Annotated in this window: 26 protein-coding genes; 19 read left to right on the plus strand and 7 right to left on the minus strand. The window is 41.5% G+C overall.

Annotated features, from left to right (window positions below; all coding sequences use genetic code 11):
- Positions 1-47: 47 nt before the first annotated feature.
- On the minus strand, positions 48-284 hold the full coding sequence (locus PQ461_RS14780) for a hypothetical protein (RefSeq protein WP_274206300.1): 237 nt from the start codon (positions 282-284) through the stop codon (positions 48-50).
- 462 nt (positions 285-746) lie between these two features.
- Between PQ461_RS14780 and PQ461_RS14785 the strand changes: the two genes are divergently transcribed.
- The 9 genes from PQ461_RS14785 to PQ461_RS14825 all read left to right on the plus strand — a co-directional run bounded on the left by PQ461_RS14785 (position 747) and on the right by PQ461_RS14825 (position 6,633).
- Positions 747-1,886 (plus strand): zinc-dependent alcohol dehydrogenase, encoded by a 1,140-nt coding sequence (locus PQ461_RS14785; protein ID WP_274206301.1) that lies wholly within the window; start codon positions 747-749, stop codon positions 1,884-1,886.
- Entirely contained in the window at positions 1,883-2,365 is a 483-nt protein-coding gene (locus PQ461_RS14790; protein ID WP_274206302.1) for a hypothetical protein, read from the plus strand. The genes PQ461_RS14785 and PQ461_RS14790 overlap by 4 nt, the downstream gene beginning before the upstream one ends.
- Positions 2,362-3,045 carry a DUF421 domain-containing protein gene (locus PQ461_RS14795; RefSeq protein ID WP_274206303.1) on the plus strand — a complete coding sequence of 228 codons (684 nt, stop codon included), beginning with the start codon at positions 2,362-2,364 and terminating at the stop codon, positions 3,043-3,045. Before PQ461_RS14790 ends, PQ461_RS14795 begins: the two co-directional genes overlap by 4 nt.
- Positions 3,045-3,740, plus strand: a complete 696-nt coding sequence (locus PQ461_RS14800; protein WP_274206304.1) for a DUF421 domain-containing protein — start codon at positions 3,045-3,047, stop codon at positions 3,738-3,740. Before PQ461_RS14795 ends, PQ461_RS14800 begins: the two co-directional genes overlap by 1 nt.
- Before the next feature lie 281 nt (positions 3,741-4,021).
- Complete coding sequence (locus PQ461_RS14805; protein WP_274206305.1) at positions 4,022-4,441, plus strand: MarR family winged helix-turn-helix transcriptional regulator; 420 nt, start codon at positions 4,022-4,024, stop codon at positions 4,439-4,441.
- Complete coding sequence (locus PQ461_RS14810; RefSeq protein ID WP_274206306.1) at positions 4,442-4,837, plus strand: DoxX family protein; 396 nt, start codon at positions 4,442-4,444, stop codon at positions 4,835-4,837.
- 24 nt (positions 4,838-4,861) lie between these two features.
- Positions 4,862-5,539, plus strand: a complete 678-nt coding sequence (locus tag PQ461_RS14815; protein WP_274206308.1) for a type 1 glutamine amidotransferase domain-containing protein — start codon at positions 4,862-4,864, stop codon at positions 5,537-5,539.
- A gap of 27 nt (positions 5,540-5,566) precedes the next feature.
- Positions 5,567-5,989 (plus strand): organic hydroperoxide resistance protein, encoded by a 423-nt coding sequence (locus PQ461_RS14820; RefSeq protein ID WP_274206309.1) that lies wholly within the window; start codon positions 5,567-5,569, stop codon positions 5,987-5,989.
- Positions 5,990-6,000: 11 nt separating this feature from the next.
- On the plus strand, positions 6,001-6,633 hold the full coding sequence (locus PQ461_RS14825) for an NAD(P)H-dependent oxidoreductase (protein WP_274206311.1): 633 nt from the start codon (positions 6,001-6,003) through the stop codon (positions 6,631-6,633).
- Positions 6,634-6,737: 104 nt separating this feature from the next.
- Here the strand turns inward: PQ461_RS14825 and PQ461_RS14830 are convergent, their stop codons facing one another.
- Entirely contained in the window at positions 6,738-7,148 is a 411-nt protein-coding gene (locus tag PQ461_RS14830) for a nuclear transport factor 2 family protein (protein ID WP_274206312.1), read from the minus strand.
- A 490-nt stretch (positions 7,149-7,638) separates the two neighbouring features.
- Here PQ461_RS14830 and PQ461_RS14835 point away from each other — a divergent pair, with 490 nt between their 5' ends.
- The 6 genes from PQ461_RS14835 (at position 7,639) to PQ461_RS14860 (ending at position 13,945) form a co-directional block, all read left to right on the plus strand.
- Positions 7,639-8,481 (plus strand): PI-PLC domain-containing protein, encoded by an 843-nt coding sequence (locus tag PQ461_RS14835; protein WP_274206313.1) that lies wholly within the window; start codon positions 7,639-7,641, stop codon positions 8,479-8,481.
- Positions 8,482-8,811: 330 nt separating this feature from the next.
- Positions 8,812-10,275 (plus strand): circularly permuted type 2 ATP-grasp protein, encoded by a 1,464-nt coding sequence (locus PQ461_RS14840; RefSeq protein ID WP_274206314.1) that lies wholly within the window; start codon positions 8,812-8,814, stop codon positions 10,273-10,275.
- 87 nt (positions 10,276-10,362) lie between these two features.
- Complete coding sequence (locus tag PQ461_RS14845; RefSeq protein WP_274206315.1) at positions 10,363-11,298, plus strand: alpha-E domain-containing protein; 936 nt, start codon at positions 10,363-10,365, stop codon at positions 11,296-11,298.
- A 65-nt stretch (positions 11,299-11,363) separates the two neighbouring features.
- Positions 11,364-12,341 (plus strand): transglutaminase family protein, encoded by a 978-nt coding sequence (locus PQ461_RS14850; RefSeq protein ID WP_274206316.1) that lies wholly within the window; start codon positions 11,364-11,366, stop codon positions 12,339-12,341.
- Between the two features lie 28 nt (positions 12,342-12,369).
- A complete protein-coding gene (locus tag PQ461_RS14855; RefSeq protein WP_274206317.1) occupies positions 12,370-13,107 on the plus strand; it encodes a proteasome-type protease in 738 nt (245 codons plus the stop codon).
- Positions 13,097-13,945, plus strand: a complete 849-nt coding sequence (locus tag PQ461_RS14860) for a transglutaminase-like domain-containing protein (RefSeq protein ID WP_274206318.1) — start codon at positions 13,097-13,099, stop codon at positions 13,943-13,945. The genes PQ461_RS14855 and PQ461_RS14860 overlap by 11 nt, the downstream gene beginning before the upstream one ends.
- Positions 13,946-14,041: 96 nt before the next feature.
- Here PQ461_RS14860 and PQ461_RS14865 read toward each other — a convergent pair whose 3' ends face one another.
- Together PQ461_RS14865 and PQ461_RS14870 are read right to left on the minus strand one after the other, a co-directional pair.
- The gene (locus PQ461_RS14865) at positions 14,042-15,109 is read right to left on the minus strand and encodes a phosphotransferase enzyme family protein (protein WP_274206319.1); all 1,068 of its coding nucleotides are present in this window, start codon (positions 15,107-15,109) and stop codon (positions 14,042-14,044) included.
- 66 nt (positions 15,110-15,175) lie between these two features.
- The gene (locus tag PQ461_RS14870; RefSeq protein ID WP_274206320.1) at positions 15,176-16,210 is read right to left on the minus strand and encodes a LacI family DNA-binding transcriptional regulator; all 1,035 of its coding nucleotides are present in this window, start codon (positions 16,208-16,210) and stop codon (positions 15,176-15,178) included.
- A 170-nt stretch (positions 16,211-16,380) separates the two neighbouring features.
- Between PQ461_RS14870 and PQ461_RS14875 the strand changes: the two genes are divergently transcribed.
- Together PQ461_RS14875 and PQ461_RS14880 are read left to right on the plus strand one after the other, a co-directional pair.
- Positions 16,381-17,442, plus strand: a complete 1,062-nt coding sequence (locus tag PQ461_RS14875) for an aldose epimerase family protein (protein ID WP_274206321.1) — start codon at positions 16,381-16,383, stop codon at positions 17,440-17,442.
- Positions 17,443-17,480: 38 nt separating this feature from the next.
- A complete protein-coding gene (locus PQ461_RS14880) occupies positions 17,481-18,830 on the plus strand; it encodes a Gfo/Idh/MocA family protein (RefSeq protein WP_274206322.1) in 1,350 nt (449 codons plus the stop codon).
- Between the two features lie 109 nt (positions 18,831-18,939).
- On the opposite strand, the gene PQ461_RS14885 is transcribed toward PQ461_RS14880, so the two are convergent.
- Both PQ461_RS14885 and PQ461_RS14890 read right to left on the minus strand, forming a co-directional pair.
- Positions 18,940-21,891, minus strand: a complete 2,952-nt coding sequence (locus tag PQ461_RS14885) for a lantibiotic dehydratase (RefSeq protein WP_274206323.1) — start codon at positions 21,889-21,891, stop codon at positions 18,940-18,942.
- 47 nt (positions 21,892-21,938) lie between these two features.
- Positions 21,939-22,082 carry a hypothetical protein gene (locus PQ461_RS14890; protein ID WP_274206324.1) on the minus strand — a complete coding sequence of 48 codons (144 nt, stop codon included), beginning with the start codon at positions 22,080-22,082 and terminating at the stop codon, positions 21,939-21,941.
- A 60-nt stretch (positions 22,083-22,142) separates the two neighbouring features.
- Between PQ461_RS14890 and PQ461_RS14895 the strand changes: the two genes are divergently transcribed.
- Both PQ461_RS14895 and PQ461_RS14900 read left to right on the plus strand, forming a co-directional pair.
- Entirely contained in the window at positions 22,143-23,261 is a 1,119-nt protein-coding gene (locus tag PQ461_RS14895; RefSeq protein ID WP_274206325.1) for a sensor histidine kinase, read from the plus strand.
- Entirely contained in the window at positions 23,236-23,973 is a 738-nt protein-coding gene (locus tag PQ461_RS14900; RefSeq protein ID WP_274206326.1) for a LytR/AlgR family response regulator transcription factor, read from the plus strand. Before PQ461_RS14895 ends, PQ461_RS14900 begins: the two co-directional genes overlap by 26 nt.
- Positions 23,974-23,977: 4 nt before the next feature.
- On the opposite strand, the gene PQ461_RS14905 is transcribed toward PQ461_RS14900, so the two are convergent.
- Positions 23,978-24,697, minus strand: coding sequence for a LytR/AlgR family response regulator transcription factor (locus tag PQ461_RS14905; protein ID WP_274206327.1), 720 nt, complete (start codon positions 24,695-24,697; stop codon positions 23,978-23,980).
- Between the last annotated feature and the right edge of the window lie 85 nt (positions 24,698-24,782).

Consider the following 24,782-nt stretch of genomic DNA (forward strand, 5'->3'; position numbering starts at 1 on the left):
CAGCAAGAAGTTTGTTTTTATGCAGGGTTAAAAGTCAGGTGATCCAATTATTCATCCGGAAGATATATCCCCCATACCAAATTAGAGAATTCGCCAGCAGCGAAGCGGACGATGGTTACCCCATCAGTGATCTCGTAAATACCCATAACATGATCTTCACCATATATGGGGTCCTTGACCCAAACGTATTGCTTTTGGTCAAGCCATTCGTATGACCAGATATTCAGACCATTAATAAAAAGGTCATGGCCGTCGATAACTGATTTGTAAAACTTCCAGTTCATGTTTCTTTTTAAATAGCCCGGATACTTGCAGATATTTTAATGCCAGATGGTTATAGCACCGTTACATTAAAATCAAACACGATTTCTTTCATAAATGTCTTGAAAATTTTTGTTATAAATTCAATTAAGAACCCCGTTTTGCTGTCCTTAATTTACCAATCATACATAACTTATTAAACACTAAGTCTTAACTGGAATATTAGGATTACTACGTACATAATTTCATTCTAAATAATTTTTTTAACTATAAAACATAATTCACTACGTTTTAGTTGTACAAAGGACAATAGCATCGATGAACCTTTTTTGCAAGGCCGGGAGGGGTTGCTTCGCTTGGCAGATAAGGAGAGTTGATTGATGCTATTGACAATAAAATTGTAGGGAAGCTGGACGATGGAAAGACGGAAATTTTCTGGCTGGGCAGTTGAACAGATGTTGCAAATCAGTTAAACACATTAAAATATGTTAGCAATGAATTACCGCGGCCCATACCGGGTGCGCACCGTAGACAAACCGATGCCAGAGATACTGCATCCCGAAGATGCGATTGTTAAGGTAACACGAACCTGCATCTGCGGGTCAGACCTGCACCTGTATCACGGCATGGTACCCGATACCCGTGTAGGCTCTACCTTCGGGCACGAGTTTACAGGTATCGTTGAAGAGGTAGGCCCACTGGTTAAAAACCTGAAAGTTGGCGATCATGTACTGGTGCCTTTTAATATCGCCTGCGGCAAATGCAACTTTTGTAAGCAGGGTTTATATGGCAATTGCCATGAATCAAACCCGATGGCTACGGCGGTCGGTGGTATATTTGGCTACTCGCATACTGCCGGCGGTTTTGACGGCGGCCAGGCAGAATATGTGCGTGTGCCTTACGCAGATGTAGGCCCAACGGTGATTCCACCGGATATGGATCCGGATGACGCAGTACTGCTCACAGACGTGGTACCAACGGGCTATCAGGCTGCAGAAATGGGTGGCATTAAGGAAGGTGATACGGTCGTGATTTTCGGTGCAGGGCCAATCGGCATCATGGCCGCACGCTGTGCCTGGTTTTTCGGGCCTGCAAGAGTAATTATTATCGATCATATCGATTACCGCCTGGAGTTTGCTAAAAATTATGCGAAGTGCGAAGCCTATAATTTTAAGGAAATGGCTGACCCGGTGGTGTTCTTAAAGCAAACCACCGATTGGTATGGCGCCGATGTTTGTATCGATTGCGTGGGCTGTGAGGCCGAAGGCAATACCCTGCAAACCTTCAGCGGCCGTGTGGCACTGATGCAGGCGGGTGCGGCCACGGCTTTTCAATGGGCAGTTAATTCCGTTAAAAAAGGAGGCATAGTTTCGGTGGTTGGCGTATACGGCCCGCCATTTAACTTGGCGCCTATCGGCAACATTGTAAATAAAGGCATTACGCTTAGGGCTAACCAGGCATCTGTAAAACGCCTGTTGCCAAAGCTGATTGACCATGTGCAGTCCGGGCGTCTGAATCCCAAAGGACTTATTACGCACAGGATACCGCTGGCCGAGGTATCAGACGCTTACCGGCTTTTCTCTTCTAAACTGGATAATGTTATTAAAACCGTACTTGTTCCATGAAAAATAATCAAGACTATAAAAACATACCCGGCTGGGGCATGGATGCCGACCCGGAGAATGAACCTACATACCCGATCAAAAACTGGACGGGTGATGACCATAACCGCACCAATTACGAGCGTTCTGAACAACAACAGGATACCGTTGAAATTTTAATATCTAATGAGCGCCCGGCCATCACGCGGGTTTATGGTAATACAGCGCCGCCATCCGGTTTGAGCGGTATGATACGCCGCTACGCTTTCAAGAATAGCGAGGACCGGTACCGTCACTGGATACCGCTGATTCTTGCAGACCGTGTGAATGTGATAGAGGGCTTAGTTGAAGATGCGTTACACGGCCATTTGCCAAATATGTTTAAAGAACGCGGCTGGAAAGTGGAAATGCAGCACAACCCTAAAAAGATGATAGCAAAACTAACTATCGGGTCGCTGCTGGTAACAGCGGGTATCACCTGGCTGATCAGGCGGCAAAAATGAAAAAACAGGAAATCCATTTAGGAGATATCAACCGTATCCTTTTTGGGCAGGCACCTCCGGTGTTTTTACTGGAGGTGCTCATCCGTACTTTATTAACCTATATCATATTACTGGTGGTGGTCCGCTGGCTGGGCAAGCGAATGAGCGGGCAGCTTACGATTATGGAAATGGCAGTGATGCTGGCGCTTGGTGCCATCGTATCGGTTGCAATGCAAGTACCGGACCGGGGCATATTGCTCAGTGTAATCGTCTTACTGATTACGGTCAGCTTTCAGCGGGGCTTCGGTTATCTGGGATTTAAAAGCGCGAAAGTAGAAAAAGTGATTCATGGCGATGTCAATATCCTTGTTAAGGAAGGTATTATGCAACTGCCTGAAATGCAATTTTGCCGGATCTCCAAACAACAGCTTTTTGGGCAATTGCGCTGTAGCGGAATCTATCATCTTGGAAAAGTGCGTCGGGTTTATTTAGAGGCCTCGGGGGCGTTCAGCATTTATCCGGCTAAAACAGATCACCCGGGTTTGTCGGTGCTGCCGCCCGGCGAACGTGAATTGTTCGGCGCAAAGCTGCAAGAAGGCTTGGAAGCTTGCATTAACTGTGGTGTTGTTCGCAAAAAAGAAAGCGAAAGTAGGCCCTGCATGGATTGTCATTGTACCAGTTGGGAGGCTGCAGTTTGCTAATGGATAGTAAAGACATTTATTTTGGCGACTGGCAGCGAATGTTTATAGGTGAAGTGCCTGCCAGTTTTTTTATCGAACTGGTAATTCGTGGTGCTGTAGTCTATTTAATTTTGATGCTATCTATGCGGGCTATGGGCAAACGCATGTCTTCGCAGTTAAGCCGTACGGAAATGGCTGCACTGGTTTCACTCGCTGCTGCTGTAGGCGTTCCGCTCATGGCACCAGACCGTGGAATATTACCTGCCATAGTTATTGCGTTTGTGTTGGTAATGGTTGAACGCCTTGTGGCCAGATTTTCCGCCAAAAGCGAACTTTTTGAACGCGTGGCACAAGGCAATGTAGGGTTATTGGTCAGCGACCAGGTGATCCGTGTAAATGAGTTGAAAAAAGTTGGCATATCACGCGAACAGGTTTTTGCCCAACTGCGCGGCAAAGGTGTTTTGAACCTGGGTGCTGTTAAACGCTTATATATGGAAGCTAACGGCACTTTTACCCTGGTAAAGAATGAAGAGCCGCAGCCCGGTTTATCGGTTGTTCCATTAATTGACAGCGACTTGGCGGCTGAATTTCGCCAGGAAGAGATGAGCGTATGCGGTTATTGCGGTCATCCTGAAAAAACCGTAACCAACCATGATACCATTTGCCCGGTATGCGAAAAGAAAGAATGGCTCAACGCCGTAAGCGATGTTGACTAATCGTTATTGACTCCCCCTCCTTGTATAATCTCTTTCTGACACAAGAGTAAACACTATCAGGTATTCATTTCGTGAATACCTGAATTTTCACATTGCAGTTTCTATCGACTATTAACTGACCAAATATGCAGCTAACTGCGCCATTTCAAAAACTACTAAGAAATAATCCATACCCCCACTGCTGCGCATGCTAAATCATGGTGTCTGCTTATTTAAATTCACTTACATTGCACAAAATTATATTGTGCAAAACATTTATAAATTTGTATCGTTATATTAATATGGAAGATTTACTTAAGCTCGAAAATCAGATATGTTTCCCGGCATATGCATTCTCCAGGAATCTGACTAATTTATACAGGCCTTTGTTGGCTCAACTGGATATCACCTATCCGCAATACCTGGTGCTAATGGTGCTTTGGGAGCATAAAGAGCAGTCGGTAAATCAATTGTGCGAAAAACTGTACTTGGACACGGGAACCCTTACACCACTGTTAAAAAGATTAGAACAAAAGGCATTACTAAACAGGACCCGCAGTAAACAGGATGAGCGTATGGTAATGATCTCTTTAACTGCTACAGGCATTCAACTGAAAGAAAAAGCGAAGCACATCCCAATGGAATTGGTCAAATGTATGAATGTGTCCATTGACGAACTCCTTCAACTAAAAGGCCTTTTAAATAAAGTTTTAAACAAATAGATGCGTACTTCCATAATACAAAATATTGCCCGCATCATTTTAGGTGCTTTTCTGGCTTTTGCAGGTATAAGCCACCTTACATTTAACCGGTCCGAATTTTTGGCGCAGGTACCTCAGTGGCTTCCTGTCAATCCGGACCTGACGGTCATATTATCCGGAATAGTAGAGATCAGCCTGGGTTTATCACTCATTTTTATAATCAAAAACAAAAAATGGGTTGGCATAATTACTGCGGCTTTTTTTGTGCTGATCTTTCCGGGAAACATTGCACAGTATGTCAATAAAATTAATGCCTTTGGCCTTAATACTGATAAGGCGCGATTAATACGTCTCTTTTTTCAACCTGTCCTTATTATATGGGCGCTATGGAGTACCAACGCGCTCAAAAAGAAATAATTATATCATTTAAAAACAACAACAATGAAAGTTTTATTTGTAGTTACCTCACATGATCAATTGGGCGATACAGGCCACAAAACAGGTTTCTGGGTAGAAGAATTTGCAGCACCATATTACAAATTCACCGACGCCGGTTATGAGGTAGTAGTAGCTACCCCTAAAGGCGGCCAGGCACCAATTGATCCTAACAGCGAAGCACCTTCAGCGCAAACAGATGCTACCAAACGCTATTATAATGACGCCAAGGTACAGGATGTCATCGCTCATACCCATAAGCTTGCAGAAGTAAATGCATCAGATTTTGATGCCATTTTTTATCCGGGAGGCCACGGCCCGCTTTGGGACTTGGCTAACGATTCAAAATCGGCACAACTGATCCTTGATTTTTATAACAGCGGCAAATTAGTGGGTGCTGTTTGCCATGCGCCGGGTGCATTTAAAAATGTAAAATTTGAAAACGGCGAGCCTTTTGTAAAAGATAAAAACGTTACCGGATTTTCAAATACAGAAGAAGCAGCGGTAAAATTAACCGATGTAGTACCCTTTTTAGTAGAGGATGAACTAAAAAATCTAGGTGGGAACTATAGCAAAGTGGCCGACTGGGGCGTACACGTGGTTGAGGACGGCCTATTGATCACCGGCCAAAATCCGGCCTCGTCTGAAAGTGTTGCCGAAAAAATGATCGAACGTTTAAAATAATATCCATCATAAATCATTTAACTAAAAATGAAAACATTATATACTGCGGATGCAACCGCAACCGGAGGCCGTAACGGCCATGTAAAAAGTAGTAACGGCGTGTTAGATATTGAGGTTAGAATGCCTAAGGCACTTGGCGGCGCCAATGACGACTATACTAACCCCGAACAATTGTTTGCCGCTGGTTATGCAGCCTGCTTTGATAGCGCACTCAATCTGGTGATCAAACAGGCAAATGTGACTACCGGAGGTACCACTGTAACCGCAAAAGTAAGTATCGGTCAAAATGATGCCGGTGGCTTTGGCCTGGCTGTAGAGCTCGACGTTAACGTTAAAGGAGTTGAACTGGATAAGGCGAACGAACTGGTAGCTAAAGCACACCAGGTGTGCCCATACTCTAATGCCACCCGTGGCAATATAGAGGTCAAATTAGCAGTTACTAATAACTAAAAATTCAGAAAATGTCATTAATAGAAGATTTAAAGTGGAGATATGCCACTAAAAAATATGATCCGACTAAAAAAGTAAGCCAGGAAGATATAGATAAGATTGTGGAAGCCGCAAGGTTGGCGCCTACTTCTTCAGGCTTGCAGCAGTTTCGGGTGCTTGTTGTGTCAAACCAGGAGATTAAAGAAAAGCTTGCCCCCAGCTCGCTTAACCCTGAGGTAATGGTGGATTGTTCGCATGTGCTGGTATTTGCCGCATGGGACAGGTACACTGCCGAACGGATAGATACCATTTATGATCGTATCACTGATGAAAGAGGTTTGCCGCAAGGAAGATTCAGCAGCTATACAGATAAGATCAAAGATATCTACCTGAATGAAACTGCGGAAGAAAACTTTGTGCATACGGCAAGGCAATCATACATCGGGTTTGCATTAGCTATTGCACAAGCTGCCGAACTTAGGATTGACAGCACACCGGCAGAAGGTTTTAACAATGCATTGGTTGATGAATTGCTTGATCTTAAATCTTTAGGCCTAAAAAGCGTAACCTTGTTATACCTGGGCTACCGTGATGAAACCGATTGGCTGGCACCTATGAAAAAGGTCCGCAACCCGGTTGAAGATTTTGTCATCGAATACAAGTAAATTAGGCTTAAATACAAGTAGTAATTACTGATATCTTATACCATGCAAAAGCCGTTTTCTGAATCAGAAAACGGCTTTTATGTTAAAACATCCTCCGACTTCTTTTATAATCTGCGCTCTGACTCCTGAATAGGTACATCATTTATACTGGCATACCTTTTTTGCATCAGGCCATTTTCATCAAACTCCCAATTTTCATTTCCGTATGCGCGGAACCATTGACCTTCGTTATTGTGATATTCATACTCAAAACGTACTGCAATTTTGTTATCTGTAAAGGCCCAAAGCTCCTTCTTAAGTTTGTACTGGTGTTCGTTTTCCCATTTCGTTGTCAAAAATTTCACAATTGCTTCACGGCCATTTAAAAATGTTGAACGATTACGCCATTCGCTGTCTACAGTATAAGCTTTAGATACTTTTTCAGGGTCTTGTGTATTCCAGGCATCTTCTGCCATTTGAACTTTTTGTATTGCCGTTTCAAAAGTGAAGGGTGGCAATGGAAGTTTTTGCTCCATGATTAGTGTTGACTATAGATTGTTAATAATACAGTCGAAGGTAGTGTTCAAGTCTGTCGTATCTATGGCGCTTTTTATTGTATGTGCGGTAAAATTTATGCATTTAATAGGGTTCAAACTCATTGAAATAGGTGAAGTCAGTTTTCAGAGTTTTCTGGAATTTTTGCAAATGTTAACCCCAATTAATCAGCATTAACAATTTATAATATAAAATCAAAAAAGCCGCATTTTACCGAATAATGAGTACTAAGCACTTTGACGAATGTTTATTAGAAATAATAGATTCTATTAGGACATATCTTCTTGCAACTTTAGTTGCTTAAGTGAAATAAAAGCTCATCTCAATCTTGAGATAGCCTTTGGCCGGGCGCTTCTAATTGGCGGATTACTTATCCCAGCCAGGCAATGCTGTGATCTAATTCATCTTACTTTCAAAATCATCATCATAAATTCATGAAACGTAAATAAATTAGATTCCCATAATTAATGAATGATGAAGACATTTTGCGGAATACCTTTGATGCTGACGGCCTTAATTTTACTTTTTGTAACTGATTATAGCCGTGCTCAAAACATGCCGCTGGCAAATGCATTTTCACATAACGATTACCAACATAAACTACCGCTTTTTGAAGCGCTTAATAACGGTTATACTTATATTGAGGCTGATGTATATGTGCACAAGAACCGCCTGGTAGTTACGCATGTTCTTCCTCTTATTCATCACCATCGCACGTTAGAGGGTTTATACCTTGCTCCACTGGCCAAATATATCAGCGCCAACAACGGACAGATCTATCCAGGCTACAATCAACCGGTTACCTTGATGATTGACATCAAATCTGATCCGGTAAAAACCTATCAGTTGCTGAAACCGTTGCTGGAGAAATACCATGCAGCGCTTAACGGACAAGTGAGCATTGTGCTTTCCGGAAACAAACCATACGGACAGGTAATTGCCGATACCACCAAATTGGTAACGCTTGATGCCGATTTATGTAAAATTAACCGCACCGCGGCCGACGACAAGCTGCTGGCCATGGCCAGCTGTAAATATTCTAAACTTCTAAAGTGGAAAGGAACAGGTGCCCTATCATTAAAAGACCGCTTGAATCTGACGGCTTATGTTAGACAAGCGCATTTATGCGGCGCCAAAGTGCGTTTATGGCATTCACCAGACAGCCCTGTAGTATGGCATCAATTATTACAATGCGGAGTAGACCTAATTAATACTGATAAATTATCCAGGCTGCGTGAGTTTTTGACCAACGGCAATTCTGACAATCAGTTAAAACCCGAAGTAAATAACAATAATGATCTGCAACAAAATTAATTGCTTGAAATTAAGCCTTTAGTACTGAACAGCGTAACCTTATTATACTTTGGCTATGTGAGGAAACAGATTGGTTCACACCTATGAAAAGGTCTGCAACACAGTTGAACATTTTGTGATCTGATATAAGTAATTCATCACCTCTTCAAGCAATTCACAATCTGATTAAAAAAACCTGTCCATTATTTTATATTTTCAAGATAAGACTTAAATATTTATATAAAATGCTACAGTTTTATACTATAAATTCATAATTTAACAAAATTATAAGCAATTTCCAGGTGCTGTAATTAATTTTTATTGTTGAATATTATAAAGGGCAGTTTGCTTATGCATTCTTCACAGCATTTTGAAAGATATAATTTATTAAATGGCGTTTGGGACGAAATGTATGCCAAAAACCATCTGATTCGCGGGCATTATCAAAAAGTCATCGATTATTTGAGTCAGGAATCGCCCGAAGATCTGAGCAGAAAAGAAGAATTAGCCAAGAGGCTGTTCATGACCCAAGGCATCACATTTACGGTTTACAACAGCGGCGAGGGCATTGAAAAAATATTTCCGTTTGATATAATCCCGCGCATTATTACAGCCGAAGAATGGGCCTTTATAGAGCGGGGTATAAAGCAGCGCCTTACTGCGCTTAATCTGTTTCTTAAGGATATTTACCATAACCAGTTCATTATAAAAGATGGCGTGGTACCAATAGACATTGTCTATAGTTGCCCCCACTTTTTGCGCGAAATGTACCAGCTAAACGTACCTTATGATGTATATGTACACATTGCCGGCATCGACCTCATACGCGACTATGATGGTACCTTTTACGTGTTAGAAGATAATCTGCGTACACCATCAGGAGTTAGCTACATGCTGGAAAACCGTGAGATAACCAAACGCTTGTTTCCGGACCTGTTGCCTAATTGCAACGTGCGCAGTGTAACCGAATATCCATCTATACTTTATAAAAACCTGATGTCGCTTTCGCCGCGGCAAATGAGCAATCCCACCATTGTGCTGCTTAGTCCGGGCATATACAACTCAGCCTACTTTGAGCATACCACACTCGCCCGCCTGATGGGTGTTGAGCTGGTTGAAGGCCGCGACCTGGTAGTAAACAACCATACTGTTTACATGAAAACCACAACCGGTTTGCAGCAGGTTGATGTAATCTATCGCCGTGTAGACGATGACTTTTTAGACCCCCTTGTGTTTAACCCTAACAGTGTATTGGGCGTAGCAGGGCTTATGGGGGCTTATCGTAAAGGAAATGTAGCCATAGTAAACGCCATAGGTAATGGTGTAGCCGACGATAAGGCTACCTATATTTATGTACCAGACATGATTAAGTATTACCTTAATGAGGAGCCCATCCTGAAAAACGTACCAACGCACCGCCTTAGCAATGCCGACGACCGCGAATATGTGTTTAAGAACATCAATAAAATGGTGATAAAGAAAACCAATGAAAGCGGAGGCTACGGTATGCTGATGGGGCATGCAGCCAGCGATGAAGAGATAAATAAATACAAGCAGGAAATACTTAAAGATCCGCGCAGCTTTATTGCGCAGCCCACGATCAGCCTTTCTTCAGCACCGTGCTATATAGGCGGCGAACTGCAACCACGGCGGATTGACCTTAGGCCGTATGCCCTTTGTGGCCCCGATGGCATAGAGATTGTACCCGGCGGATTAACGCGCGTAGCCCTCACAGAAGGCTCGCTGGTGGTTAACAGTTCACAGGGCGGCGGCAGTAAAGACACATGGGTACTAAACCCTACCACTGACCAATGAGTGCAGGATGATTAAAAATTTAAAAATGGCAGTTGAGACATCAAAATACATTATTCAAAAGTTCCTTCGGGGGGTTAGGAGGCACCTATGTTAAGCAGGGTAGCAGCAAGTTTTTACTGGTTAAGCAGATACATAGAGCGCAGCGACGGTATCCTGAGGATGCTCAAGATAAACTATGCCTCGTCTCAGGATTCAGTGCAGGGGTTTAGCTGGGAGCCGGTGATACGCATTTTTTCGGGTCCGGACCAGGAATTGATTAACAGACTTAAGAATGACAGCCGTGCAGTTTTGAAGTACCTGGTAATTGATAAAGAAAACGCCAATTCGATATTAAATATAATTACACTTGCCCGCGAAAATGCGCGCAGTGTACAGGAGCATATTCCTAAGGACCTTTGGCAATGCCTTAACGAGTATTACCACACCGTGAAAGAACCACGTATTGCAGCCGGCTTAAAAAAAGACGATCCCATAAGCATTCTGGATGTATTGATAAAACAGGTAATGCTTTATTATGGCACAGCAGAGATAACAATGGAACGGGGACAAACCCGGAGTTTCATGAATATAGGCAAGTATCTTGAGCGGGCCATACAATCTATCGATATATTAGATGTAAAATATGGCTCGATAAACGATAATCCCAACCTGCTGACGGATATTACTTACTGGAAACATCTTTTGCAATCCATCGGCGGGTACGAGCTTTACCAAAAAACTTACCGAAACGGCCTGGAAGCCGAAAATGTGATTGAACAGGTGGTGTTAAATAACGATTTCCCGCGCTCGGTTATCTACTCTATAAACAATATTCAGCGGTATTTTGACAGGTTGAAGAATAACAGTAACGTGAACGATTACCGAGAGATATCTTTCCATATAGGCAAGCTGCAAAGCAACATCAAGTACAGTTCGGTAAAAAGCATTGGCCAGGTTGGGCTGCATCAATTTTTAACACATACAAAAGATGACCTTTACAAAATAGGCAGTTCACTGAACGAGTACTATTTTGCAAATTCATAATATAAGAAGCATTGGAGGTTAAATTTCAAGTTATCGCATCTTTAAATTTTTTCTAATTAAATATCATGCCCGAATTTAAGATACAGCATATTACCCGTTATACCTATAACAATAATGTGCGCGACAGTGCCAATAAGATCATTTTATATCCCATATCCGACAAGTACCAGGAAGTTCTGAAGCATGATCTGCGGATTACCGGCAACCCGCAGATAGATACTTATATAGATTATTATGGTAACGAGGTGGGCAGCTTTACCTATATCGAGCCTCATAATATTTTAGTAATCAATTCACAGCTATCTGTGGTTACATACCCACGCCCGCTACCTATTGACAATATGTTTGCAACGGAACAGTGGAATGAACTATATAATTTGAAATACATTGTTCCTTATATCGATTTTTTAAAACAGGAGTATTTTGAGGGGCTGAGCGAGCTTACAGAAATTGTAAATGCTGAAAAGCAGACTGACGATACACCTTACCGTGCAGCGCTTAAGTTTACAAAATATGTTTACAAAAATTTCGAATACATAAAGGGGGTAACAACTGTAGAAACTACCCTTGACGAGATCTGGAAAATAAAAGCTGGTGTTTGCCAGGATTTTGCCCACCTGCTGATGGTGATGCTTCGATCGGCAGGTATACCCGCAAGGTATGTTAGCGGCTATATATGCCCCAATAAAAATGGCATGCGAGGCGAAGGTGCTACCCACGCCTGGGCCGAGGCCTATTTACCTGGCTATGGCTGGCTTGGTATAGACCCAACCAATAATTGCATAGCTAATGAGAACCATGTAAGGCTGGCAGTGGGCCGCAACTTTTCTGACTGCTCCCCGGTTAAGGGCGTATACAAAGGCTCGGCGCAGCACAGGCTCGAGGTATCTGTATCCGTTGGGCACGAAGACAGCCATTTACCAGAAGAAAAAGATATATTTACAGCTTCATCGGTACCTCATAAACCTGCAGGCACTGCATTGCGCAACAGCTACGAAAGGTATATGGAAATGATACAGCAACAACAACAGCAGCAGCAATAATAAGGTACTGTACTTACACATCTTTAAAATGACCTATTGCTTAGGAATAAAAGTTAAAACGGGCCTCATAGCACTGGCAGATACGCGCATTACATCAGGCACCGAAACTACCAGTAAAAAGAAGATAACCACCATGCAAAAAGATGGCGGCACGCTTTTTATCATGACCAGCGGATTGCGGTCTGTACGAGACAAGGCTGTGGTTTACTTCAATGAGTTAATAAAAACAGAAAATTTCACTCATCTTTACGAAGCAGTAAATGCATTTGGGCAGCAGGTAAGGCGGGTAGCCGAAGAAGACAAGGACTACCTTGAAAAATCGGGTTTTAAGTTTGATCTGAATACGATAATCGGGGGGCAGCTAAAGGGTGATGATGAGCATAAACTTTTCTTGCTTTATCCCGAAGGTAACTGGGTAGAATTTGGCCAGGGCGTGCCATTTGTTATCATTGGTAATTCGGGGCAGGGCAAAGCGATACTTAACCGCATACTGGATGAAGATTCTGATATGCGGCTGGCGCTTAAAAGCGCATTTTTATCATTTGACTCTACCAGGGTAAGCAGCAACAATGTGGACTTTCCGATAGATGTGGTGCTTTATGAGAAAGACGCTTTTGAATTAGGCGAACAACGCTATACACAGCAGGATATGGCCCATATATCAGCACAATGGGCCGAAGAATTAAAGCTGGCATTGCAGCATATACCAGAGGAATGGATGAATACGGCATTTGAAAACTTACCTAAAGCAAAACATGAAGTTTAAAGTTTCGGCAGAGTTAGGTTATGACGTAAAGTCGGCAAGCACTTTGATTTTAAACATCCATGCTTTAAAAAACGGGCATCAAACCATTTTAGATGAAAAGCTGATTATTGATCCATATATACAAGCGGAGGAGTTTGTAGCACTAAACGGCGATAACCGCTTTGTAAGGGTAGATATCCCAAACCCAGGCCCTGTTAACATCAAATATGAAGCTACCGTAGATAATTGTTACCAGCTACGAAACTTTAAAAAATACGACGAGTTAGCCGTAAATCAGTTTGATCCGCAGGTTTTAACTTATCTTAACCCAAGCCGTTACTGCCAGTCGGATAAGTTATATCGCTTAGCCAAAAATACCTTTGGTTATATCGAAAGCAATTACGATAAGGTAGTTGCGATCACCAACTGGGTACATACCAATGTTGAGTATCTTGGTGGCTTCACCAATTCAGAAACGTCTGCTTACGATACAGTTACGCAGCAGGCCGGTGTTTGCCGTGATTTTGCTCATTTGGGCATAGCACTTTGCCGCGCGCTTACTATTCCTGCACGTTACTTTACCGGGTATGCCTATAAGCTTGTACCACAGGATTTTCATGCCTGTTTTGAGGCCTATGTGGGTGGCCAATGGGTATTGTTTGATGCGACGAAGCTGGCACCTTTAAACGGGCTTGTAAAGATTGCCAGTGCCCGCGACGCTGCAGACGCTGCCATTGCCAGCATATTCGGCGATGTATTTTGCAGCTACATAAAAGTAAACTGCGAGTTACTGGATCAGGAGCCATTTACCCCCATTTACTACCCCAAATCAGTTTATGATGGCATTAGCTATTTGTAACCTGATATTCATATAAATAGTAAAAGGCTGTGTCCCTTCAAATGCCTCAGAAGTGGCAATTAAACGTCTTTAATGATAATTACTTTTGCTGAATGCTTAAGGCTTTTGAAAAGAAGCAATGATCTCCTTAAAGCGAACCTCCTGTGATAAATAAAGTTCAAGTAGGCGTAGCTGATTTTTTGCCCTCCGCAAATTGTGTCCCGGATATTTAATAGTGTAATATATATCACCGTTAAGGTAATCAGTTAAAAACCTGACGGCTTGCATGTAAATCATAAATTTACCTGAAAAGGTGAACAACTCTTTTTCAGCTTTGGTTAAGATGCTGCCCATTTGTTCATAATAACCTCTATAAATAGCAATAAAAAAGTTTTCTCTGATTTTAATTTTATCAAGGTCTTGTTCTTCTTCATTTGCTTCGGCAAGGTAAGTGCGCATCATATCTCCTACATCACTGATATAATATCCCGGCATTACGGTATCGAGGTCAATTACACATAGCCCCTTATCGTCATTATCAAACAACACATTATTGATCTTGGTATCATGATGCACAACACGCAGCGGGATATCTAGATTTTTTACAATACTACTATAAGTAGCCTCAATACCAGCAAGTTGCTTTATCTGCTCAATTTCAACTTTTGCCTGTTTAATTCGTTCATCAGTTGCCTTAGCTAAGGCTAAGTTGAAAGCTTTTAGTCTTGCAGAAAGATCATGAAAACCTGGTAAGGTATATTTCAGCTTTGAAACCTCAAAATCTCTTAACAAATAGGTAAATCTTGAAAACTGGCGTGCGGCTTCATATGCCTGTTCGCTTTTTGTAAGAAAGTCAACCGTGTGCGAATTTTTAACGAAATTAAACAACCTGTAAAAGCTACCATTTAGCTTAACTAAACCATCACCATTTTGAGCGGCTATAGGGGCTGTAAAAAGATATTCAGGAGCGCGGTCTTTCAAATGCTGGTCCAGAAGGTTTAAATTATTGGCAATCAGTTCTGGGTGTTTAAATACATCTGTATTAACTTTTTGCAGTATATAATCTTCTGAACCTGTTACCTTCCAGGTATGGTTGATTAACCCTGATCCAAAAGGCTTAATCTCAAAATAATGTGGGTTCAGGCCGTATGCCTGTAATACCGCCGCCAATGTTAGCTGATCCATTTAATTCAAACATACCCATTAGTGCACTTAAAGCATTGCGCAAACGTTTGTTTTATTTTTAGCGCTTTAAGATTTTAACCTGCTACTTTCTACTAACTGCGATTCAATTATGATCTTATAATAAGCCATTTGCTCTGGCATGCCTCTTTGCTTATGGCTTAAAAGATCTAATAAAATGTCAGCAGCCTTTTGGCCTTGCAGGTACGGAAACTGTTCTACGGAGGCCGAGGGCACCTGCTCCATAAAATGGATAATGGGCAAATTAGCATAGCTTACCAACTCCATATCCTTGTTAATAATTAAGCCTGATTCTTTAGCGTACCTAATAGCAAATAAGGCTACGTAGTCGTTAAAAGTAACTATGGCTGTTGGTTTACGTTTGTTGGTTAATAACTGATCCATTGCGGCACGGGTTCCTGCTTCGGTAAGGTCACATGAAACAATCAATGTCGGATCATATTTTAACCTGTTTTTTGTCATGGCCTTTATGTAGCCGCCTTTTCTTTCGCTGCTGGCAAAAACTGTAGCAGGACCGTTAATTAAACCAATGGTACGATGACCTTTCTTTAAAAGGTAACTAACGGCTTCAACAGTACCTGTCTCCATATTACAGGCCACATAATGAATGTTGGGGATTGTAGGAATACGATCAAAAAACACAATAGGTATGTTGTATTGCTTCAACTTCTCAAAGTGTGAATAAGATGAAGTATTCTTCCCTACCGAGACTAATAGACCATCTACCCTATGGTTCTTCATTTTTTCAACCAGCTGCTTTTCCATCTGTTCATCGTCATGCGATTGGGCGAGTAATACCGTATAGTTACGCTTGTAAGCAGTATCTTCTATAGCGCTTACGGCTGATGAAAAAAATGCCTCAGATAGTTCGGGCACAATTACACCTAATGTTTGGGTACTGCCCTTCTGTAAAAATATAGCTGTTTGGTTAGGCTCATAGTTTAATTCCCTTGCAAGTGCCTTTACCTTTTCGCGTGTACTGATACCGATGCTCGGATGATCATGCAGTGCACGGGACACCGTTGAAACGGAAACTTTTAGTAAGTGCGCAATTTCTTTTATAGTAGCAGGTTTCGATCTCATGCTTGATTAAAAAAGCTTATTATCAAATCTGCATAAAAGGTAATACTTAAACTAAGTAAATCAAACGTTTGCGCTGATGTTTAAAATGCATTTCGCCTAAATCATCAATAACTTCATAAATCCAGCCGATAAGTTAACTGGACATGGATTGACTAAACAATAAGATGTAAATGCTTCTGCAAGATAACTTAACAGATAATTGGGGGATTTATCAGAGCCAGCGCGTATTTCAGTATCATTTACATAATGTTAATGGAACTACTGTAAGCATTACAAACTTTGGCGCCTCGATAACCAGAATAATGGTTGCAGATGCTAATGGAAAAACTGATGATATCGTTTTGGGATACGATAGCCTTGAAGATTACGCAAACGATCAACATTACATGGGTAGCCTTGTTGGGCGTTACGCCAACCGGATAGCAGGAGGAATAGTTTCTATTGATGGCCATGCTTATCAGCTAAGTACCAAACCTGAAGGCTATCATCACCATGGTGGAAATTCAGGATTTAATAAAAAGGTATGGAACACCCTCAGCTGTACTTCCAATTCTGTGACCATGCGATATCGAAGTGCTGATGGAGAAGAAGGCTTTCCAGGCAATTTAAATGTCGAGGTAAGCTTTTTGTTAACAACTGAGAACCATCTCATCATTAACTTATTTGCCGATACAGACCAGCCTACTATTATAAACCTTACGCATCATCCTTATTTTAATCTTGCAGGGCATACTGCCGGTAACATATCATCACACCGATTACAGGTTAATTCAGATAAATATCTACCGGTGAATGAAATGCATGTCCCCACAGGTGAAATAGTCTCAGTAAAAAACACTCCGTTTGATTTCAGGAATGAAAAAACCATCGGTGAACACATCAATGATACTTTATTAGCACCGGGAAAGGGTTATGATAACACATTGGTAATTGAAGAACAATTAACTACAGGCCTTAAAATAGCAGCAAAAGTAAAAGAACCTGTTAGTGGGAGAATGTTAACAGTTTATACCACTGAACCAAGCGTTCATTTTTATACCGGGAATTTCCTGAATAATGTAAAAGGAAAGGCAGGTGCAATTTATAGTAGGCAAGGCGGGTTTTGCCTTGAAACGCAGCATTATCCCGATTCACCGAATCACCCCCATTTCCCTACTACTATTTTATGGCCCGGTAAAGGCTATACCAGTACAACAATATATAGTTTTGAAACAGCTACCGCCGGTAATTAACTGCGGTTTAATTAACTAACTTTAAACAGATACTTATAATGGAAAGAAGAGCGTTTATAAAAAGCAGTGCCATTGCGGCTGCCGGGTTCACAATTTTACCGTCGGGCAGTTTGTTTGCCAAAGCAAATGGTAAAGTCCGGCTGGGATATATAGGTGTAGGCGCCAGAGGTATGAGCCACATTGCTGAAGGCTGTTTACGAGATGACGTTGAAATTGTAGCGATATGCGATACCCAGGAACGATCATTGAAAATCTGCAGAGAATATATCGCAAAAAAGGGGCGCCCAACAGCCAAAGAGTATGCAGGCGGCACTGATGCCTACAAAAAACTACTCGATCATAAAGATATTGATGCCGTAATAATAGCAACACCTTGGGAGTTTCATCATTCACAGGCCGTTGATGCCATGAAAGCAGGCAAATATGTGGGTTGCGAAGTAATTGCCGGGCTTACCGTTGACGAACATTGGGATATCGTGCATACATCTGAGAAAACAGGTATGCCCTATATGACACTCGAAAATGTGTGTTACCGCCGCGATGTTATGGCTACGCTTAACATGGTTCGTCAGGGTATATTCGGCGAATTACTGCACGTTGAAGGCGGTTACCAGCACAATTTACGCGATGTACTTTTTAACGATGGCGAGCATTACTACGGGCATGGCCTGAAATACGGAAAGGACGCGCTTAGCGAAGCCCAATGGCGTACCCAATATAATATCGACCGCGACGGCGACCTTTATCCAACCCATGGTGCGGGGCCTTGCATTCAATATTTAGATATTAACCGTGGCAATAGATTTACCAGTATGGTATCATTCAGCAGCAAAGCACGCGGGTTAGCGGCTTATGTAGAAGAAAAAGCACCGGGTAACCCTGCTGCTAAATTAAATTACAAAAATGGCGACATTACCCAAACCATGATCAATTGTGCTAACGGTGAAACGGTATTGATTACCCATGATACACACTTGCCAAGGCCTTATTCTTTGGGTTTCAGAATTGATGGTGTAAAAGGAATCTGGATGGATGTAAACCAGAGTATTTATATTGACCATCAGTCTAAACAAGATGATGAGTGGGAACCAGCAAAGCCGTGGCTCGAAAAATATGACCATCCTTTATGGAAAAAGTATGCCAGCGACGCGGCAGGTGCGGGCCATGGCGGTATGGATTGGTTTGTTTTTAACGCATTTATACAGGCAGTAAAGCAAAAGAAGCAAACACCAATTGATGTATATGATTCTGTGACCATGAGTGTAATTGCACCTCTTTCTACACAATCGCTGAAAGAGGGCAACAAAACATTGGAGTTTCCTGATTTTACCAAAGGGAAGTGGAATACGCGTAAAAATATTTTTGCATTGGACGACAGTGGATTATAAAAAACAGTAGATGTACCAAACGGGCGGGCTATTGCCCGCCTTCGGCAACTTAGGTAGTTTTAGCTGGATTTTTATTGATTAGATCAAGAGTTGGTTCTTAAATGATATATTAGTTTTTATTATACAACTCACTTTTTAAAAACCTGGATAGCAGGTAACATACACGCCCTTCCTGCAAGCGTTGCTGGCTTTTGAAGCATCGGTTGCCATGCATATGAATAAGATCGGATAACAGTACCAGATTATCATCCTTTTTAGCAAAGCGACTGAAATGCGCAACATTTAACGTAGACTGTAGAAACGATTTGTAATATCTTTGAGCCACCCATTTACCTTGTTGATCATTTGTGGATAGAAATGACTTTATCTGCTTTTGATATAACCTGAACTCACTGTTAAATTGTAAAAAATACTGTTTTAAATTCCCTGTTTCTTCAAGAAGTTTTTCCGATCGCTCTTTAAAGAACTGAAACTGATCTTCCGTATTTGGAAGAAAGCACTTTGCCAGATCAAAGAACATCCGTGAGACATAACGTAACTGCCAAAACTCATCTGATGAATGGCCATTCCTGATCAGATGATAAATAAGGTCACTGCTCTTCCAGAATTGAGACTCAATAAGATTAATATCGACAAGTGCGTAGCGTTCGAGTTCTCTTTGATAAGTATCGATCGGCCAAACGCTAACTACACCGTCTGCAAGCGGCATCGCCAGCATAGAATTAAGCGTAGTCATCAAGCGCCCAACATCCCCTGTTAGATAGTTGATCCGCAAACGAATATGATGATCAGGATCATAATATCTGACAAAAAACCACTTTTTAATTTCACGGCACTTTTTATTATCAATTATTTCTTTCAGTAAGGAAATGAGGCCATCTGCAGCGCCTTCGTTACAATAAATTTTAACATACAACCATTGGCTGCCAGGTGGAAACATCCTTTGTGTGGCTTGTAAACTTGTTTGCATCGTATTTTGCTCAATAATAGATCTGCTGGTCTTTAGAAAGCCGACAAATTGACTATCCCTTACCTGCTTAGGGTCCTTGAACAAACCAGTACGCGTTGGCAAATATTCTGTAATACATATGCTTTCCTTATTTAAAATAAAGCTTTTAAAAAGGCCGGCGTCCTTGTTATCTTGCAGGTTAATAACCAAATGTTGATCAGCTTCCTTCAAAACAATTATTTCCGGCAAGCCAAAGTGCTGCCTGACCGATGGCAAATAGCTCCCCTTATAATGCGAAGCGAAAGTGATTACCATTGCCAGATCTTTTTTATTTAAATACCATTTTGCAGGGCTTACAATCACCTCTCCTATTACTATTCTGGGGTACCATTTCAGGCGCGGCAGATACCACTCCGGATCAAAGCTTAAATTTCCCCTGATGTCCTGAAACTGAAGATCGCAGAGAAAACGGAATAAAGGAAGATCATGCATACCAGTGTTAAATGCGCTGGTATGCCTCGGATGCACTTCTTTTCCAAGTGAGCGTGAAAACAATTGCACTTTATTGTTTCGTACAGCGACGTAAAGATCTTTGAGTGGCAATACATTTTTACCTCCCGAGGGAAGGGTGTTGATGCAAATCTCATGATGAAATACCGCTGGACGGCGATTAATATTATCAGTGTGTTGTGAGGAAAGAATTGATAATTCTGCAAATATCATATCCGGTGACTCCTGCTGCTCATACTCGTTGATGGCTTTCACACACTGTAAAATTTCGTTATCAAAATGTGCAAATCGACTGATCAGATTTACAGCCGACGATCCACCGGCCGCTTCCATCAACACTCCCTTTTCCAAAGGCCTGAACAAGACAGATAGTGTTGCTGGCAATACCGGCACGGAACCCGCAAATACTCCAGGAGAAGGTTGCATTTTTTGCAGATCAATGAATGATTCAAAACTCGTCTGCCCCGGCCAATTCTCAATTAAGAAACGATGAAGATCTGTCCAGTTGATGACTGCCGGCGCCTCTTCAATTCTATCAAATGGAAGTGTGGCGGCCGCTATATTACCATTTTCAATGCTGTTGAGATGATCATATCCGATACCTGCATCCGGATCAAATAAGGCTGTTAGCGCAACCTGCTGCTGATCAAAGCGTTTAATAAAAGCTTTTTTGAATAACTCAAGTTCTGGGTTTGGTGAAAATGGCAAAATGTTATTTAGTAACGCGATGGCATTAGTTAAAGGAGCTTGTAGTGTTGCAGATACCTCCCCTTTTACATGCACTGAGCTATAGATATAAAATGAGGAATTCAATAATTCACGATCAATATCCCGATTTAAAGTTGATGGATTTATATTATTCATGATGCACTTATACCGGCATCCGGGTATAAGTGCATTGATTGCCTCCACATCTACAGATGCTTTACTGATAACCGGGCGATGAATTTCGGTTAATAGCAGTTGCGACTCGGCAAGTGAAGCGATGTATTGCTGCGCTTTTCTTTTGCTTAGCTTATACGCTTCCGTAAGCCACTTCACTATTTCTCCTAAAGTTCGTATTTCATCCCAGTCATTTAGCATTGCGGATAGCACTTCATTCCCTTGTATCTCTTCGACTGAATATTTGACAGACCGTTGATCGTTCCAATATGTTTTGATGAACCTTATGCTGCCTGAAAAGTAGTAAATACTCGGATTGGGGTAGAGCTTCATTGCCGGATCATTTTGTATGAAGTTTTTAAAGTAATGATTGATCCGGGGTTGGCTCCATTCAATTGTTGCCTGAAACGATTGTGGAATACTTAAAGCGTCTTGCCCCCATTTCACGGATGAGACATGTGCAAACAGCCCAAATGGTGTAGCGCGGTAATGCATCCGGTTGGCATATTTTTCAACGCTGAGTTTTGCTTTCGGCGACAGGAGCTGTAATTCAAAGTTACTTTGCAATAGTTCATTAAACAAGGATGGGCTGGCAGTGGCGATAGCAGAACGAAATACGGATACATTTAATAAATCCTGAAGGCTGCAGCTACCATAATCGTCAACAGGAAAAGCCGGGCTTCTCATTGTCAGAAAAGGAAAGAAAGATACTTTAGACATTATAAATAGAAAAAAAGTCAGCGCTTATTGAAAAGCGCTGACTAAATTTAATTTCTGGCAATTGAAGATACAGTAGCAGTAGCGGTGGCAGTTGGATCGCTGATGCCTGTCCAGCGCTTTTTAAACTGACCATTAAATACGGCAACCGTACGGGTTTTGACCTTTAATTGTTTGTAGATTTGCTTTTCCATTTTTTTCGTTTTAAACCGAAATTATGGATACTGGAAGCGACTGAAAATTCTTTACGTGAAATGAACGAAACACAGGGTAAAATGGGAGATGATCGTGGTTTGGAACTCAACAAAAAAACGATTTATTATCACGCTGTGGGATGGGCGTTATTCATCACTTATGAATTGGTAGCAGTAAAGTTTTTGTCTAAAAGGCCATCTTCAGCGCCGGATCTCATCCTGCATTATATATTAAATGCAAGCTTATTCTATCTCAATGCCTTGTACGTTCTTCCGCATGCGTATCGTTCAAAATCCTTTTTTCAATACCGTATTGTGGTTGCAATGTTACTCGTGATCATCGGCTACAACAGTATCAACTTTTGTTTGAATGCACTGCAAACCCGGCTTAGTATCCTTACAGCCTTTCCCGTTTCCCAGTTGATTACCTTCGTAGCTGCCAGTACATGGAGATGTATCTATTTTTTGCTGCTAAGCTCTGCATACTGGCTGGCAGTGCACGTTTACTGGTCTCGTGTTAAGATAGATCTGTTATACGAAGAACAATTATTATCTAAAACACGGGAGTTAGAATTACAGCAACAAGTAATTGTTAACGAGAATGCATTTTTAAAAGCACAGATCAATCCGCATTTTCTGTTCAATACCTTAAATTTTATTTACAACATTGTGAGTGACCTGTCTGATGATGCAGGGGAAGCTGTATTACTGTTGGCAGATATCAGCAGGTATTCTTTAAAAACCACTGATCAGTACGGCAAACAATCTCTAAAAGAAGAAATTCAACAAGTAGAAAATATGGTCAAGCTGGTGCAATTACGCTATGATCAAATATTGAACATCAATCTTGTCAAAAAAATTTCTTCTGGTGATATTGCTATACCACCACTATTGCTGGTTACGCTGGTAGAAAATGTTTTTAAGTATGGCGCGCTGAAAACAGAACCAGCAGAGATACTGATTGAAGCTACTCGCTCAAATTTCTTTTTTCGGACATGCAACGCAGTAGCATCCGGCATTCAGACGGAGAGTAATGGCATTGGTTTATCTAATACGCGTTTGAGGCTGGAAAAATCTTACCCGGGACGACATTCCATTCAAATAAAAAACGACGGTCAAAACTTTATTCTCGAATTGTCTATCGCACTGCAGGATGCTGACATGTTTCATATTAGATGATGAGCAACATGCGATCGATGTGCTAAGGAAGTATATCGAAAGAACCGCCGGCATAGACTTGGCCGGTTATGAGACCGAACCTCTTATTGCGTTAAAACTGATTACACAGCTTCAGCCCGATGTATTGTTCCTTGATATTCACATGCCGGCCATGAACGGACTTGAATTTATGAATAAACTTAACATCGACATCAGGATTGTCTTTACAACCGGCAACCCTAATCATGCGGTAGACGCTTATAATCGGGAAGTGGACGATTTTTTACTGAAACCCATTTCTTATGATCGTTTTAAAACATGTGTCGAAAGGCTGGCAACTAAAGTTAATCAATCCGCCCTTCCCTCTCCCCCATTTAATTTTTTTTATATCCAGGGAGACATGAAATCCAAAATCATTAAAATCAGTACTGATGACCTGCAATATGTTCAGAGCCTGAACAATTATGTTATTCTTTATCATCGCGATGAGAAGGTTATTACTTATCTGACGATGAAAGAAATCGAACGCTATCTGCCCACTGATCAGTTTTCGCGCATCCATAAATCATACCTGATTAATGACAGAAAAATTAAAACTATCGAATCAGGCCATGTCATCCTTTTTGGACAGCCGCCTACCGCTCTCCCAATTGGAGTTAAATATCGCGAACCTTTTTTTTCAAAGATCAGAAAGAATACCCTTCGACGTGGGGATATGGGAAATACAGCTTAACAGGCTACTGTTTCGTACGGGTAGATACCACCATTAAGGGCTTAATTTTTTCCATAAAGGCAGATTTATAGGATTCACCCAAAGGAATATGGGTTTCGTCTTTCAGAATTACCGACTGTAGCATAATGCTTTTCACAAAAGAATGTTGTATGATAAATGAGCGGTGAACACGTGTAAAAGACTGTGCAGGTAGCAGATCGGTCATTTCACTAATTTTCATATAAGCTTCAATCCGGTCATTGACGGTGACAACAGTGGTGTAGTTTTCGTTGCTTTCCAGATAAAGAATTTCGCTGATTCTGATGCTCTCTATACGGCCTTTACCGCCGCTTTTAATAAACAGCGTATCGGAAGCAATCTGATCATTGTTGATACTGAATTGATTGATACGTTGAACCGTTTCAAGGAAACGGCTGTAAGAAACAGGCTTCAGCAAATAAGCAAACGCATTTTGATGAAATGCTGACAAGGCATGATCCGGATGCCCCGTCACGAAGATGACAAAAGGCATTTGACCACTGATCCGGGCAAGTTCAAGTCCACTCAGTTCAGGCATTTCTATATCAGAAAAGATTACATCCGGCTTTAAACGCTGAATTTCGAGCGCCGCGATTACAGGATCCATACTACTGCCTATCACTTTGAATCCTGGCGTTTTTTCAATGTAATCGCACATTTTCTTAACAGCCATTGGCTCATCATCAACAACAAAACAACCTAACATAGCCTCAAAATAAATAAACGATTTTTAATATAAAAAATAAAAGCACCCGGCACTCGCTGCCTGATGCTTTAACCTAAACCTTATC

The organism is Mucilaginibacter sp. KACC 22063 (genome assembly GCF_028736115.1).
GTDB lineage: Bacteria > Bacteroidota > Bacteroidia > Sphingobacteriales > Sphingobacteriaceae > Mucilaginibacter.